At 68.3% G+C, this 14,477-nt stretch carries 11 protein-coding genes; 2 read left to right on the top strand and 9 right to left on the bottom strand.

The genetic code is table 11. From position 1 onward, the window contains the following. The first annotated feature begins 19 nt into the window (after nucleotides 1-19). Nucleotides 20-997, top strand: a complete 978-nt coding sequence (locus OG390_RS39050; RefSeq protein ID WP_406174522.1) for a hypothetical protein — start codon at nucleotides 20-22, stop codon at nucleotides 995-997. 4 nt (nucleotides 998-1,001) lie between these two features. Further along, nucleotides 1,002-1,424, top strand: coding sequence for an NTP pyrophosphohydrolase (locus tag OG390_RS39045; protein ID WP_406174521.1), 423 nt, complete (start codon nucleotides 1,002-1,004; stop codon nucleotides 1,422-1,424). 184 nt (nucleotides 1,425-1,608) lie between these two features. Here the strand turns inward: OG390_RS39045 and OG390_RS39040 are convergent, their stop codons facing one another. From OG390_RS39040 to OG390_RS39000, 9 genes are all read right to left on the bottom strand, one after another. After that, nucleotides 1,609-3,072 (bottom strand): ArnT family glycosyltransferase, encoded by a 1,464-nt coding sequence (locus OG390_RS39040; protein WP_406174519.1) that lies wholly within the window; start codon nucleotides 3,070-3,072, stop codon nucleotides 1,609-1,611. A gap of 73 nt (nucleotides 3,073-3,145) precedes the next feature. Then, nucleotides 3,146-4,669: an amino acid permease gene (locus tag OG390_RS39035; protein ID WP_406174517.1), complete on the bottom strand. Its 1,524-nt coding sequence runs from the start codon at nucleotides 4,667-4,669 to the stop codon at nucleotides 3,146-3,148. A 146-nt stretch (nucleotides 4,670-4,815) separates the two neighbouring features. Beyond that, entirely contained in the window at nucleotides 4,816-6,747 is a 1,932-nt protein-coding gene (gene dxs, locus OG390_RS39030; protein WP_406174515.1) for a 1-deoxy-D-xylulose-5-phosphate synthase, read from the bottom strand. A 253-nt stretch (nucleotides 6,748-7,000) separates the two neighbouring features. After that, the gene (locus tag OG390_RS39025) at nucleotides 7,001-8,293 is read right to left on the bottom strand and encodes a sugar ABC transporter permease (RefSeq protein WP_406174514.1); all 1,293 of its coding nucleotides are present in this window, start codon (nucleotides 8,291-8,293) and stop codon (nucleotides 7,001-7,003) included. Next, nucleotides 8,290-9,081, bottom strand: coding sequence for an ATP-binding cassette domain-containing protein (locus OG390_RS39020; RefSeq protein WP_406174512.1), 792 nt, complete (start codon nucleotides 9,079-9,081; stop codon nucleotides 8,290-8,292). The genes OG390_RS39025 and OG390_RS39020 overlap by 4 nt, the downstream gene beginning before the upstream one ends. Nucleotides 9,082-9,260: 179 nt before the next feature. Next, entirely contained in the window at nucleotides 9,261-10,358 is a 1,098-nt protein-coding gene (locus OG390_RS39015) for a substrate-binding domain-containing protein (protein WP_406178127.1), read from the bottom strand. A 133-nt stretch (nucleotides 10,359-10,491) separates the two neighbouring features. After that, nucleotides 10,492-11,691 (bottom strand): ROK family protein, encoded by a 1,200-nt coding sequence (locus OG390_RS39010; protein ID WP_406174510.1) that lies wholly within the window; start codon nucleotides 11,689-11,691, stop codon nucleotides 10,492-10,494. Between the two features lie 858 nt (nucleotides 11,692-12,549). Continuing rightward, nucleotides 12,550-13,488 carry a carbohydrate ABC transporter permease gene (locus OG390_RS39005; protein WP_406174508.1) on the bottom strand — a complete coding sequence of 313 codons (939 nt, stop codon included), beginning with the start codon at nucleotides 13,486-13,488 and terminating at the stop codon, nucleotides 12,550-12,552. Nucleotides 13,489-13,505: 17 nt separating this feature from the next. Then, a complete protein-coding gene (locus OG390_RS39000; RefSeq protein WP_399084948.1) occupies nucleotides 13,506-14,438 on the bottom strand; it encodes a carbohydrate ABC transporter permease in 933 nt (310 codons plus the stop codon). Between the last annotated feature and the right edge of the window lie 39 nt (nucleotides 14,439-14,477).

Below are 14,477 nucleotides of genomic sequence, written 5' to 3'. Positions count from 1 at the left end.
GAGATATCTTGATACAACCATGAGAGCCACTCGCCCACGCATCATAACGATCGCGACACTTCTGCTGGTTGTCGCTGGTCTGGCCGGCGGGCTGACCGCTGTGCTCCGCGCCACTCGCGACGGGGGTGAGGCCGCTCCCGGCCCCCGTTCCGGCGCGGGTGCCCCGCAGGTCGACCTGGCGCGCGAGGTCGAGGACTACACCAGCCGCTTCGGCCCGGACCACGGCTACCGGCAGCCCGGCCGAGCGGACCGTACGGCCATCGCCGAGGCCGTCGGCCTGCTCGTCGACGGCCACCGCGAGCAAGCGAAACGATTGCTTTCTCAACGCGACTTCACGGTGCGCACCGTGTTCGACCGGGTCTCCAAACACGACTACACCGAAGTGGCCGACCGCACCGACGACGCCGTGACGCCGCGCGGCTGGGGCCGGGTCTATATGGACCTGGACCACCGTCCGCGCTGGTCGGTGCAGATCCCGCACCCGGTCGCCGACCACGGCACCGAGCAGCTGGGCGTCCGGGTTCTGCGCGACTCCCCCGGCGGCGTTCTCGTGATCGCGGGAGCACATCGCAAAGCCGGACGTGGGAACTCCGCGGACATGGCGCACCGCCGGGATACCGTCTTCTACGCCATCTGCGCCGAGCTGCTCCGCCGTGGGATGCCCGGGGTCCAGCTGCACGGCATGGCTGCCTCCTCCGCCCCCGGCTACGACGTGGTCGCCTCCACCGGTGCCGGAACGGCGGGCCGAGCGGACGGCCGCAGTCTGGCCGACGCCCTGCGCACGCACGGCTTCCGCGTGTGCCGGGCCTGGGTGCGGAACTGCCCGCTGGAGGGCGAGGAGAACATGGAGGGCCGCGCCGCCGACGCCGCACACGTGCCGTTCCTGCACGTCGAGTTCGCCCCCGAGGTGCGCGTCGACGGACCGCCCGCCGAGCGCGCGGCCACCGCCGTCAGCGAGATCACACGCCGCTGGGCGACCGCCCCTGTGACAACCTGAGGGCATGGCGGACGACGCGGACGACCGAGACACCCCGGGCGGCACGCCCCCGGCCACTCCCCTGCCACTACTTGTCGTGGACGGCGCGAACGTCGTCGGGTCCGTGCCCGACGGCTGGTGGCGCGACCGCCGCGCCGCCGCCGAACGCCTGCGGGACCGGCTGGTGCCGTTCGCGCGGTCCGGAGCGGGCGGCCTGGCCGGGCCGCTGGAGCTGATCCTGGTGGTCGAGGGCGCGGCCCGGGGCGCGGCCTCCGTGCCCGGGGTGCGCGTGGAGGAGGCGTCCGGCAGCGGCGACGACCTCATCGTGGAACTCACGGCGGCGGCCGGCGACCGCCCCTGCCTGGTCGTGACGGCCGACCGCGAGCTGCGGCGCCGGGTGGCGGAACTGGGCGCCCAGGTCACCGGCCCGCGCGCCGTACTGGGCTGACCGGAGCAGCCCGCGCTCCGCAGAGCCTGTGTCTGAACCCCGGCCGGACGCCCGCCGTCTGGCACGCACGCTCGCCGCGTTGCCGAAAGGCCCCAGTAGCTCCGCTGCGAGGACCTTCCGGCGCCTTGCGATCGCACGCACCAGACGACGGGCGCTGATCCGACCGGGATTCAGACACAGGCTCTCACTCTCCCGGCACCCGGGCATACAGCACCGCCCCGTCGACCCTCCCCACCTCCTCGTAGCGTGCCGCCAGCAGGCGGCGCAGGCTCGGAACGCGGTCGGGGGCGTACGGCTTGCCGCGGGAGTCGTCCACGACCAGGGCGGGGGTGTGCGCGCTCATCTCCTGCCGGAACACCGGCCAGGCGCCCCCGACGGCGTACTTCTCGCCGACCTGCGGGCCGTCGCGCCCACCGCTGTAGTTGGTGAGCAGACCGGCGGTGAGATAGCGGGTGGCGGGGGTGCGGCCGGCCAGCCAGTACGTCTCCGGGTGTATACCCCACACCAGGACCCGGTCGGCGGGTGTGGTGCGTTGCCCGAGGGCCGCCGCGAGACGCTGCGCATGGGCCAGTTCGGGCCGCGGTGCGAGCAGCCCCCAGGCAAGGAACAGGGTGCAGCAGCACGCCGAGGTGAGCAGCGCGGTCACCAGCCGCTCGCGAGGCAGGATCTGCAGCGCGGCCGTCGCCAGCAAGGCCACCGGCGGGATGAGCTGCAGGTAGTAGTGGCCGAAGAAGTGGAAGCCGAGCAGCACGGCCACCGCGGACGAGACCAGCCAGAGCCACAGCTCCGCCGATCCCGTGCGGGCGATGCGCAGCACCCGTACGACCGGAGGGATGAGCCCCGCGCAGGCCACCGCCAGGATCCCGGTGTTGACCAACCCTCGTACCAGGACGTGGAGTTCGGAGCCGGCGAAGGAGGCGTACGCGCTCGAACCGGTGACCGTCCAGAACAGGAACCCCGCCGGGTCGGTGACCAGCGCCGCGCTCAGTACGGGAACGGTCAGCCCAACTCCCAGCCGGACCAGGGCGCTTCGGGGCGCCGCCGCGGACCGCCACAGCAGCCACACCACCGGCACCAGCACCGCCCCACCCGTCTGCTTCGCCAGCAGCGCGCACGCGACGGCGAGCCCTGCCGCACCCCAGCGGCGCCGGTCGGCGCACCACATCGCCGCGGTCGTGCACGGCAACATGAAGACCTCGAAGGTCGCGGCCTGCGCGTCCTCGGGGTTGAGCCCGATGGAGGCCAGCAGATACAGCACGCCCGCCGTAGGCCCGGCCGCCGCGCCCCAGCGGCGCCGGGCCAGGGACGCCAGCAGCACGGCGGTCGACAGCTGAGCCACCACCGCGAGGACCCGTACCGAGGTGAGCGAGCCGGAGCCGCACACCGCGAACGCCGCCTCGTACAGCCACGGCACGAGCGGTGGCTTGCGGTCCACGACCGTCTCGTACAGCTCTCCCCCGTTCGCCAGCAGCCGCGCCTGTACGGCGAGATAGCCCTCGTCCGGGTTCCACAGCGGTCGTACGAAGGAGGGGGCACGGGTGAGACAGACCAGCACCGCGAGGACGGGCAGCAGCCGTATCCAGTAGCCGCGGCCCGATCCTCGCGACTCGGCTACGGAACGTGGTGATCCCAGGAGCTCGGCGAGCATACGGTGCACGCTATCCGGCCCCGCAGTCTCGACCGAAGCGGGACATACGGGTCCGGAGCATCAACCGGGCCGATTACTCGGCGTCCCGGCCCGGCGGCTTCAGTACCTGGCCCACCGTCGTCTCCTGTTGACGGCCCAGGCGGCTGTGCGAACGCCCGTACAGGAAGTAGACGAAGAAGCCGATCACCATCCAGATGGCGAACCGGAGCCAGGTCTCGGCGGGCAGGTTCAGCATCAGCCACAGCGTGGCGAGGACGGACACGATCGGGAGGAACGGCACCCACGGTGTGCGGAAGGAGCGGTGCAGGTCCGGGCGGGTACGCCGGAGGATGACCACGCCGATGGCGACGACGACGAAAGCGAAGAGCGTGCCGATGTTCACCAGTTCGGCGAGTTCGCTGAGGCTGGTGAAGCCCGCGAGGATCGCGATCACCGCACCGAGCAGGATGGTCGGCCGGTGGGGGGTCTTGAAGCGGGGGTGGACGCGTGAGAAGAAGCGCGGCAGCAGTCCGTCACGGCTCATCGCGAAGAACACCCGGGTCTGGCCGAGGAGCAGGATCATGCAGACGGTGGTCAGGCCGACGGCGGCGCCGAAGCTGATCACGCCCGCGTACCAGGGGTGCCCGATGGCCTTGAAGGCATCGGCGAGCGGAGCGTCCACGGACAGCTCGCTGTAGTGCTGCATCCCGGTCACCACGATCGCCACGGCGACGTACAGCACGGTGCAGATGAACAGCGAGCCGAGGATGCCGCGCGGCATGTCCCGCTGCGGGTTCTTGGTCTCCTCGGCGGCGGTGGCCACGACGTCGAAGCCGATGAAGGCGAAAAAGACCACGGAGGCGGCGGTGAAGATGCCCATCACACCGTAGTTGGACGGCGCCCAGCCGAACATCAACTGGATGAGCGGCGCCTTGAGGGTGCCGGCAGCCTCGACCGCGTGGGCCGTCGGGATGAACGGCTTGTAGTTGGAGGAATTGACGAAGAAGGCACCCGCGATGATCACAATGAGGACGACGGTCACCTTGATGGCGACGACGACCTCGGTGACGCGCGCGGACAGCTTCATGCCGAGCACGAGGATCACGGTGAGCACCAGCACCAGGGCCGCGGCCAGGATGTCGAAGCCGAACCCCGTGGCACCCTCCCGGCCGCTCAGCGACGCCGGCATGTGCCAGCCCGCGTTGTCCAGGAGCGAGCGGATGTAGCCGGACCAGCCGACGGCGACCACCGCCGTGCCGAGCGCGAACTCCAGGACCAGGTCCCAGCCGATGGTCCAGGCGGGCAGTTCGCCGAGGGAGGCGTAGGAGAACGTGTACGCGGATCCGGCCACCGGGACCGTGGAGGCGAACTCCGCGTAGCAGAGCGCTGCGAGGGCGCAGACGACGCCGGCCACGACGAAGGCCAGGGAAACCGCAGGGCCCGCGTTCTCCTTGGCGACCTTGCCGGTGAGGACGAAGATGCCGGTGCCGATGATGACACCGACGCCGAAGACGGTGAGATCCAGAGCGGACAGCGACTTCTTGAGTGCGTGCTCCGGCTCCTCAGTGTCCAAGATCGACTGTTCGACCTTCTTCGTTCTGAAGAGGGTGCTGCTCACGACCGTACCTCCCACGCTCGTCGTCCTCGACATGATCGAGGGGGCTGGTGCTGCGTATGCCCCGAGATGAGTGGATTCACGCGAAAGGGCCGGTTTCACCACCCGTACAGGGTGCGGAAACCGGCCCTTCGGACCCGAGGAGTTCGTCAGTCGCGCGCGGGTTCCACCGAGTCCACGGCCTGCGCCGTCGTGCGGTCGAAGCGCCCGTCGAGCTTGGCGACGAGGCCGGTGACCTGGCGGGCGATGTCCGGCGCGGTCAGGCCGATCTCCGCCATGACCTCCTTGCGGGAGGCGTGGTCGAGGAAGCGCGGCGGGATGCCGAAGTCGCGCAGCGGGATGTCGACGCCCGCGTCGCGCAGGGCCTGCGCGATCGTCGAACCGACGCCGCCGACACGGGAGTTGTCCTCGACGGTGACGACCACCCGGTGCTGCTCGGCGAGCGGGGCCATCGCCTCGTCCACCGGCTTGACCCAGCGCGGGTCGACGACGGTCGTGGAGATGCCCTGCTTGTCCAGGAGGTCGGCGATCTCCAGGCACATCGGGGCGAGCGCGCCGACGGAGACGAGCAGCACGTCGGGCACGTTGGAGCCCGGGGCGCGCAGCACGTCCATGCCGCCGATGCGGCCCACGGCGGGCACGGCCGGACCGACCGCGCCCTTGGAGAAGCGGACCACGGTCGGCGCGTCCTTCACCTCGACGGCCTCGCGCAGCTGGGCGCGGACCTGGTCGGCGTCGCGCGGCGCGGCGAGCCTGAGGCCCGGCACGATCTGAAGGATCGACATGTCCCACATGCCGTTGTGCGAAGCGCCGTCGGTGCCGGTGACGCCCGCCCGGTCCAGCACGAAGGTGACACCGCACTTGTGCAGGGCCACGTCCATCAGCACCTGGTCGAAGGCGCGGTTGAGGAAGGTCGCGTAGACGGCGAAGACGGGGTGCAGTCCGCCGGTGGCGAGGCCCGCCGCGGAGACGGCGCCGTGCTGCTCGGCGATACCGACGTCGTAGATGCGGTTCGGGAAGGCGTCCGCGAACTTCTTCAGGCCGACCGGCTGCAGCATCGCCGCCGTGATCGCGACGATGTCCTTGCGCTCCTTGCCGAGCTCGACCATCTCGTCGCCGAAGACGGAGGTCCAGTCGGCACCCGAGGCCTTGATGGGCAGGCCCGTGTCGGGGTGAATGGGGCCGATGCCGTGGAAGCGGTCCGCCTCGTCCTGCAGGGCGGGCTGGTAGCCACGGCCCTTCTCGGTGAGGCAGTGCACGATCACCGGGCCGCCGAAGCGTTTGGCACGGGCGAGCGCCGACTCCAGAGCCTCGATGTCGTGGCCGTCGATCGGGCCGACGTACTTCAGGCCCAGGTCCTCGAACATGCCCTGCGGGGCGATGAAGTCCTTCAGGCCCTTCTTGGCGCCGTGCAGGGTCTCGTAGAGGGGCCTGCCGACGACCGGGGTGCGCTCCAGCAGGTCCTTGCCGCGGGCCAGGAAGCGCTCGTAGCCGTCCGTGGTGCGCAGGGTCGCCAGGTGGTTGGCGAGGCCGCCGATGGTGGGGGCGTACGAACGCTCGTTGTCGTTGACGACGATGACCAGGGGGCGGTCCTTGGCGTCGGCGATGTTGTTGAGCGCCTCCCAGGCCATGCCGCCGGTGAGGGCGCCGTCACCGATGACGGCGACGACGTGGTCGCTCCGGCCGCGCACCTGGTTGGCCTTCGCGAGGCCGTCGGCCCAGCCGAGGACCGTGGAGGCATGCGAGTTCTCGATGACGTCGTGCTCGGACTCGGCCTGCGAGGGGTAGCCGGACAGGCCGCCCTTCATCTTCAGCTTCGAGAAGTCCTGACGGCCGGTGAGGAGCTTGTGGACGTAGGACTGGTGACCCGTGTCCCACAGCACCTTGTCCTTGGGCGACTCGAAGACGCGGTGCAGGGCGATGGTGAGCTCCACGACACCGAGGTTGGGGCCGAGGTGGCCGCCTGTCTTGGAGACCGCTTCGACGAGAAAGGTCCTGATCTCGCCGGCCAGCTGGTCCAGCTGCTCCAGGCTGAGCCGGTCCAGATCGCGCGGTCCCCTGATGCGGGTCAGCAGCGGCACCCGTGCCTCCTTGCAATAGAGCTGTTCTGGCTTTGCCGGGTCTGTCGAGTCTAATGTTCCGCCTTTCACGGCGACGTCCGGGCTCCGCCTTGTACGTCGCGCGTTCGGCCGTAAATCATCCATACGCACGTTCCCTTCACGGCCGTACGCACCCCCGTTCACGGACGGGGAAGGCCCCGGGTGCGGACATGGAAGTGCCCGGTACCGCCATTGGTACCGGGCACTTCGTCCAGGGCCGGAAGGGGCCGGACCGCTAGGCGCGGCCTGCCGTCTTCTGGGTCTTACGGGTGACGGCGTCGATGACGACCGTGGCGAGAAGCACACCACCGGTGATCATGTACTGGACCGGAGAGGCGATGCCCTCCAGGGCGAGGCCGTACTGGATCGAGACGATCACGAGGACACCGAGCAGCGCGTTCCAGGTGCGGCCACGGCCACCGAAGAGGCTGGTGCCACCGATGACGGCCGCCGCGATGGCGTTCATCAGGAGGTCACCGGCGCCCGCGCCCTGGTTGGCGGAGGCGATCTTCGAGGCGATGAACAGACCACCGATCGCGGCGAAGGTACCGGAGATCGCGAAGACCGAGATCCGGACCATCTCCACGTTTATGCCCGCACGCCGGGAGGCCTCGACGCTGCCGCCGAGTGCGAAGATCTTGCGCCCGTACGAGGTACGGCGCAGCAGGAAGTCCGTGAGCAGCAGCACCGCGATGAAGATCACCACGGCCAGCGGCAGACCCTTGTACTGGTTGTAGATGATCGCCACGGCGAAGGCGAGGACCGCCAGGAGCACGGTGCGCGCGATGGTCTCGCCCAGCGGCGCCGACGGCACACCGGCGGCCTCGCGGCGGCGGTTGCCGAAGTACGAGGTGAGGAAGTACACAGCGGTCACGACGATCGCGAGCGCGTAGGCGGCGGCCACATCGGTGAAGTAGTAGCTGGTCAGCTTGGCGACGACGCCTTCGCTGTCCAGGTTGATGGTGCCGTTGCTGCCGAGGATCTGGAGCATGAAGCCGTTCCAGAACAGCAGACCCGCCAGCGTGACGGCGAAGGCCGGCACACCGATGCGCGCGAACACGAAGCCGTGGATCGCACCGGCGACCGTGCCGGTGAGGATGGCCAGCACGAAGGCCAGCCACTCGTTCATGCCGTGCGTGACATTCAGCACCGCGAAGGCGGCGCCCGCGACACCGGAGACCGAACCGACCGACAGGTCGATCTCGCCGAGCAGCAGCACGAAGACGATGCCGACGGCGATCATGCCCGTGCCGACCATGGCGACGGAGATGTCGGACAGGTTGCCCGCGGTGAGGAAGTTCGAGTTCAGGCTGGCGAAGATCGCCCAGATGATGATCAGGCCGATGACGACGGGAAGGGAGCCCAGGTCGCCGGACTTCATCTTCCGCTTGAACTCGGCGACATAGCCCTTGAGGCCCTCTTCGCGGACCAGCAGCCGGGGGTCGACCGCGGTGACCGCGTCGTGCGCCGCCTCGGGGTTCTCCACGACGTGCTCGTCGGGGGTGGCGGAGGTCTTGTCGATGCTCACTTCTGAGCCTCCCCATTGCTGCGCGCCGCACGACGGGTCACGGCGTTCTCCGTGGCGCCCGTGATGGCGGAGATGATCTCTTCCTGGGAGGTCGACTTGACCTCGAAGACGCCGTTGTTGCGCCCCAGGCGCAGGACGGCGACCTTGTCGGCCACTGCCTTCACATCGGCCATGTTGTGGCTGATGAGGATGACCGCGTGGCCGCGCTCGCGCAGCCGCTCGACCAGGTCCAGGACCTGGGCGGTCTGCTCGACACCGAGGGCCGCGGTGGGCTCGTCGAGGATGACGAGCTTGGGCTCGCCGAGCATCGAACGGGCGATCGCCACCGTCTGGCGCTGACCGCCGGAGAGTGAGGCGATCGGGATACGGACGCTGGGGATGCGGATGGACAGCGTGTCCAGCAGTTCGCGGGAGCGGCGCTCCATCTCGACCTCGTCCAGGACACCGCGCTTCTTCAGCTCGCGGCCCAGGTAGAGGTTGCCGACGACGTCGATGTTGTCGCACAGCGCGAGGTCCTGGTAGACGGTCGCGATGCCCAGCGCCTGCGCGTCGTGCGGCCTGTTGATCTGGACGGACTTGCCGTCCCACTCGATGGCGCCTTCATCGATGGGGTGCACGCCGGCGATCGTCTTGACCAGCGTGGACTTTCCGGCGCCGTTGTCGCCCACCAGGGCGACCACTTCACCGGCGTGGACCTCAAGCTCTACATCGGTGAGCGCCTGGACGGCACCGAATCGCTTGGAGACCCCGCGCAACGCCAGGACAGGCGTAGCGGACACGTGAACCATCTCCTTCGCCGCCTGACCCGGCGGGAGGTTGTGCAGAAGTTTGTGGAGGGGGTGTACCGTCCGGCGCCCCGCGTAGCTTGCGGGGCTGTTGATGCGGGGCGCCGGAGGGGCTCAGTACGCAAGTCCCGTACGGGAATTCAAGAACGAATTCCCGTACATGGATAGAGACTTGCGGTGGCTTACTTCAGACCGATCTTGTCGCAGTCGGCCTTGTACGCGGCGGTGCAGATGTCGCTGACCGTGTAGACGCCGTCCTTGATGACGGTGTCCTTGATGTTGTCCTTGGTCAGCGAGGTGACCGCGACGAGCACCGACGGGATCGCCTTGTTGGTCGGGCTGTCGACCTTGTCCTTGGCGATCGTGTCGAGCGACTTGCCCTGGGCGAGCGCGACGGCCATCTCGGCGGCGGCGTCGGCCTCGGGGGCGTACGGCTTGTAGACGCTCATGTACTGCGTACCGGCGACGATGCGCTGCACACCCGCGAGTTCGGCGTCCTGGCCGGTGACCGGGACGGAGATGCCCGCGGCCTTCAGGGCGGTGATGATACCGCCGGCCATGCCGTCGTTGGCGGAGTAGACACCGACGACGTTCTTCTTGCCGAGGGCGGAGATGGCGCCCTCCATGTTGGAGTTGGCGTTCTCCGGCTTCCACTCCTTGGTGTCGTACTCCTTGCCGATGTTCACCTTGCCGTCGAGCACCTCGTGGGCGCCGGCCTTGAACTGCGCGGCGTTCGGGTCGGTGACCGACCCGTTCATCATGACGATCTTGCCGCTCTTGGCCTTGGAGCCGAGCGCCTTGAGGAGAGCCTCGCCCTGCGTCTTGCCGACGGTCTTGTTGTCGAACGAGGTGTACGCGTCGATCGGGCCCTGCGCGAGACGGTCGTAGGCGACGACCGGGATGCCCTGGTCCTTGGCCTTCTGAACCGAGTTCTTGATGGCGGCAGCGTCCACAGCGTCCACGATCAGCACGTCCACCTTGTTGGTGATCATCGTGTCGACCTGCTGGTTCTGCGTGCTGGCGTCCTGCTTGGCGTTGGCGTAGACGACCTCGCCCTTGTTGTTCGTCAGCTCCTTGATCTTCTTCTCGATCAGGGGCTTGTCGAACTTCTCGTAACGCGCGGTCTGGTTCTCGGGAAGGAGCAGACCGACCTTGATCGCGTCGCCCTTCTTGGCAGAGCTGGAGTTGTCGCTCTTGTCGCCGGACTCCTTGGCACTGCCACAGGCGGCCAGCGAGACGGCCATCGCACCAGCGGCAACGGCAACGGCGGCACGACGCATACGCGTGTTCACTTCAGAAACCTCCCTGACGAGGCCGCGTCGTTGCGGCCGAGGTGGCTGGAAGTCAACTCGGCCACACGTACGACGTCAAGAAGTAAATACTTAACGAGATGGCAACGGTGCCATGCGTTCTCTAAGTGAAGGCAGGGGCGGCAGCAGACAGCGATCCGTCCAAAAGGGTCGAATCGCCCATCTCGCTGAGGGCGAGAGCGAGCGCCCCGAGGACCTCCGCACGGCCACCCAGCGCCCCTGGCAACACCGTGAGTTGACGTGCGGCGCTGGGGATCGCGTAGCGGCCGACCGACTCCCTGATGGGCCCGAGAACCAGTTCCCCGGCCTCGGCGAGATCGCCGCCGAGGACCACCCGGCTCGGGTTCAGCAAATTGCAGAGATTCGCGACTCCGCTGCCGATATGGCGACCGACGTCGGCGATCACCCGACGACAGCCCGGATCTCCGTCCCGCGCCAGCCTGACCACGCCGTCCATGGTCAGATCGGTGCCGTGACTGGATTGAAGGAGCGGCAGCACATAGCGCGCCGCGGCAAAGGTCTCCAGACAACCCCGGTTGCCACAGCGGCAGACGGGGCCGGATTCATCAAGGGTGATATGGCCGATTTCTCCCGCGGTGCCGCCGGGCCCGCGGTAGATCTTGCCGTCGATCACCAGACCCGCGCCGACACCGCTTGCGACCTTGATGTATGCCAGGTCCTTGACCCCGCGCCCACTCCCCCAGACCATCTCGCCGAGCGCGCCCAGGTTGGCGTCGTTGTCCACGTGCACGGGCACGCCGAGCCGCCCCCGCAGCTCCTCGGCGGGCTTCGCGCCGGTCCAGCCCGGCAGGATGGCGGTGGACCCTAGGGTCCCCGACTCCACGTCGATCGGGCCGGGCACGCCGAGCCCCACACCCGCGATCTTGGACCGGTCGACCCCGGTCGCCGCGATCAGGCGGCTGACCAGCTCTTCAGCCCGGTCGAAGCCTTGCGCGGCGGAGGCGTCCACATCCAGCGGCTCGGACTCCTCGGCCAGCACCTGGTGGGCGAGATTCCCGACCGCGACGCGCAAATGCGTGTGCCCGAAGTCGACACCGATGACGATGCCGGCGTCGCCGCTCAGGCTGACGCTACGGGCCCTGCGGCCGCCCGCCGAAGTGGGTGTGACCTCGACCGTTCCGCCGTCCTTGAGCTCGCGGACGATATTGGAAACGGTCGCGGCGGACAGGCCCGTCGTCCTCGCGATCTCCGCCTGCGTGAGCGAACCGGCAAGGCGCACCGCACGTACGACGCGCTCCAGATTGGCTCGGTGCAGCGACGACTGCGACCCCGGAGTCTCCACGACGACCTCCCGCGTACGAGGCCGCCACGATGAGGCCCCGCCTATGTCCAACTAGTGAACTCTAAGCTGAGCTGTTTGGGTTAGCTCCCGTCAAGAGGTTGAGCTGGATCGAGCGCGGATGAGCACACATGTACGGGCTGAGCTCCGGGCGTGGACCGGCACGCTTCGTTGCCGGAGCCCGCGGGTCCGCCACAGCCCAGCCCCGGACCGCGCGTCCCTACCGGCAGAGGGCCACCTCGCTACCTGTGACCCAGGTCATACGTGGATCAGCTACAAGTTGTCGACTTCTCGGCCGTGAATGATCAAGCCCGCCGTCTCGATCGTTCACCCCTCGTCGCGCTCCCGACCGCCCCCTACGACATGACGGTCACAGGTCGCGGCCACGCGCCCTCTCGTCACGCGGGAGGAGGTGCGGGTGCCGGTGCGGCGACGGACACCCACGCCGAGCGTGCGCGATCACGCACGTCGACCCCGGCGACGACATCGGCAGGCCCAGCGAGGCCGCACCGACGACAGTGGAAGCAATCCCGAGTGCCACACCGCCATACCGGGCCCAGACCGACGGGCGATGCGGAGAACCGCTGAGGGGTGCGCGATGGCGGGTGGGCGGGCCTGTGGCCCCGTTCGTACCGGGGCCTGTGGCCACCCCGCGAGTCGAGGACGCGGCGTGCGAGGCCGGTGCTGCCGCGCGGTGGATACCGCGTCCACTGAGGCGCCGGAAGGGTGGACAGGCGGCTGCACCGGAGAGCGGGGGCGTGATCCGGATACCGCGTCCGCGGGTCGTACCGCTGTCCGCCCGGCCGCCGTTGCACACAGCGGCGACCGAGCGGTACCCGGCCGGAAGGGCCGGTCGGGGCCCTACTTGAGCGTCGCCGAGGTGAGCCCCGCCTGGACCTGGCGCTGGAAGGAGAGGTACACGACGAGCATGGGGATCATCGCGATCGTCACGCCCGCGAAGAGGACGGGGAGGTCGGTGGCGTACCCCTGCTGTTGCTGGAGCTGGATGAGTCCCTGGGTAAGAACGTAGCGTTCCGGATCCGAACTGTTCTGTGGCTGCATCAGGACGGACGGCAGGATGTACTGATTCCACTGGCCCAGCACGTTGAAGATGCCGACGCTCAGCAGACCGGGCTTGGCCATCGGGAGCATGACCTGGAAGAACGCCCGGGTGTGCGACGCCCCGTCGAGCACGGCCGCCTCGAAGACCGCGGTGGGCAGCGTGCGGAAGAAGGCGTGCATGAAGAACACGGTGAACGGCATCGAGTAGGCGACGTACACCAGGATCAGACCCTGGTACGTGTTCAACATGTCGAGACGTTTGACCATGAAGAACAGCGGGACGAGGGCGAGGAAGACCGGGAACATCGCCCCGCCGACGAAGAAGTAGTAGATGAGCCGGTTGCCCGGGAACTCGTAGCGGGCCAGCACGTACGCCGCCATCGAGCCGAAGAGCATGGTCAGCGGGACCGAGAACACCAGCACGATGAGGGTGTTCGCGAAGTAGTCGCCGATGCCCTTGTTCCAGGCCCTGCTGAAGACGTCCAGCTGCCAGTTCGAGGGCCAGCCCAGGGCCGATCCGCCGATCTGCGCGTCGGTCTTGAAGGAGCTCAGGATCAGCCACAGCAGCGGCAGGATGATCAGCACGGACCACAGGATGAGGAATCCGTGCGAGAAGACATTGAGGGTCAGGCCCTCGGTGCGGCGGTCGCCCGGGCGTGGCGGGGCCTTCTTGACCGTTCGCTGGGGAGGTACTCCGTCGCCGTCGACCTTCGTCGGCTCCGTGATGGGTGCGCTCATAGTCGTCTGTCTCCCGCTCAGAACTCGATGCGCTCGCGGCGGGTGGCGCGCAGCGTGACCACGGACAGGATCAGGGTGAGGAGGAGCATGATGACGCCCATGGCGCAGGCGTAGCCGCTCTTTCCGTAGTAGAGGAAGTTGCGCATCATGACGTTCGCCATGACCTCGCTGTGGTGGTCGGGTCCACCGCCGTACCCGGTTCCCTGGGTCATGGTCGAGACGAGCACGAACATGTCCATCGCGATGATGCCGAGATAGACCCAGGCGGTCTGCACGGTGTCCCACAGCAGCGGCAGCGTGACGCGGAAGAACGTGTGGGTGCGGCTCGCGCCGTCGAGCAGGGCGGCCTCGTAGATGTCCCTCGGGATGGACTGCATGGCGGCGGAGAACAGCACCAGATAGAAGCCGACGCCGTGCCAGACGACCACCGCCATCAGGCACCAGAGCACCAGATTGGGCTCGTTCATCCACTCGATGGGATTGTTCGCGTCGACCAGGCCCAGTTTGATCAGCAGGCCGTTGAGCAGACCGCCGCTGTCACTGCGGTAGAGCGCTCCGAAGAGCACCGCGACGATCGCGAGCGACAGGACCTGCGGGAAGAAGTAGACGATCTTGTAGAAGCGGGATCCCGCCACGCCCGACACACCGCCGGCGCCGCCCCGCCCGCCCGCATTCACCATGAAGGCGAAGAAGAGGGCGAGCAGGATGGTGATCACCGGGATGAACACCAGGAACAGGATGTTGTGCCAGATCGCCTTCAGGAATACGTCGTCCTGGAACAGCGCCTTGTAATTGTCCAGGCCGACGAAACTGAACGTCTGCGACTGGCCCTGCCAGTCGGTGAACGAGTAGCCGATGGTCTGTATGTACGGCCAGATCACGAAGATCAGATACAGCGCCAAAGGTGCGAGGAGAAACCCCGCGACGAACCGGTACTGCCCTTTTCGCATGGCATCCTGCCCCTGGTGTTCCGGGTGTGCGAACCCTGG

Origin of the sequence: Streptomyces sp. NBC_00996 (assembly GCF_045162675.1) — a bacterium.
Lineage (GTDB): Bacteria > Actinomycetota > Actinomycetes > Streptomycetales > Streptomycetaceae > Streptomyces.
Note: the sequence above shows the minus strand (reverse complement) of the source record. Positions and strands in the feature narration are given on the sequence as shown.

Bases quoted from the DNA above. Each gene is read 5' to 3' on its own strand.
- OG390_RS39050 (WP_406174522.1), top strand. From the start codon at position 20: ATGAGAGCCACTCGCCCACGCATCATAACGATCGCGACACTTCTGCTG.
- OG390_RS39045 (WP_406174521.1), top strand. From the start codon at position 1,002: ATGGCGGACGACGCGGACGACCGAGACACCCCGGGCGGCACGCCCCCG.
- OG390_RS39040 (WP_406174519.1), bottom strand. From the start codon at position 3,072: ATGCTCGCCGAGCTCCTGGGATCACCACGTTCCGTAGCCGAGTCGCGA.
- OG390_RS39020 (WP_406174512.1), bottom strand. From the start codon at position 9,081: ATGGTTCACGTGTCCGCTACGCCTGTCCTGGCGTTGCGCGGGGTCTCC.
- OG390_RS39015 (WP_406178127.1), bottom strand. From the start codon at position 10,358: ATGCGTCGTGCCGCCGTTGCCGTTGCCGCTGGTGCGATGGCCGTCTCG.
- OG390_RS39005 (WP_406174508.1), bottom strand. From the start codon at position 13,488: ATGAGCGCACCCATCACGGAGCCGACGAAGGTCGACGGCGACGGAGTA.
- OG390_RS39000 (WP_399084948.1), bottom strand. From the start codon at position 14,438: ATGCGAAAAGGGCAGTACCGGTTCGTCGCGGGGTTTCTCCTCGCACCT.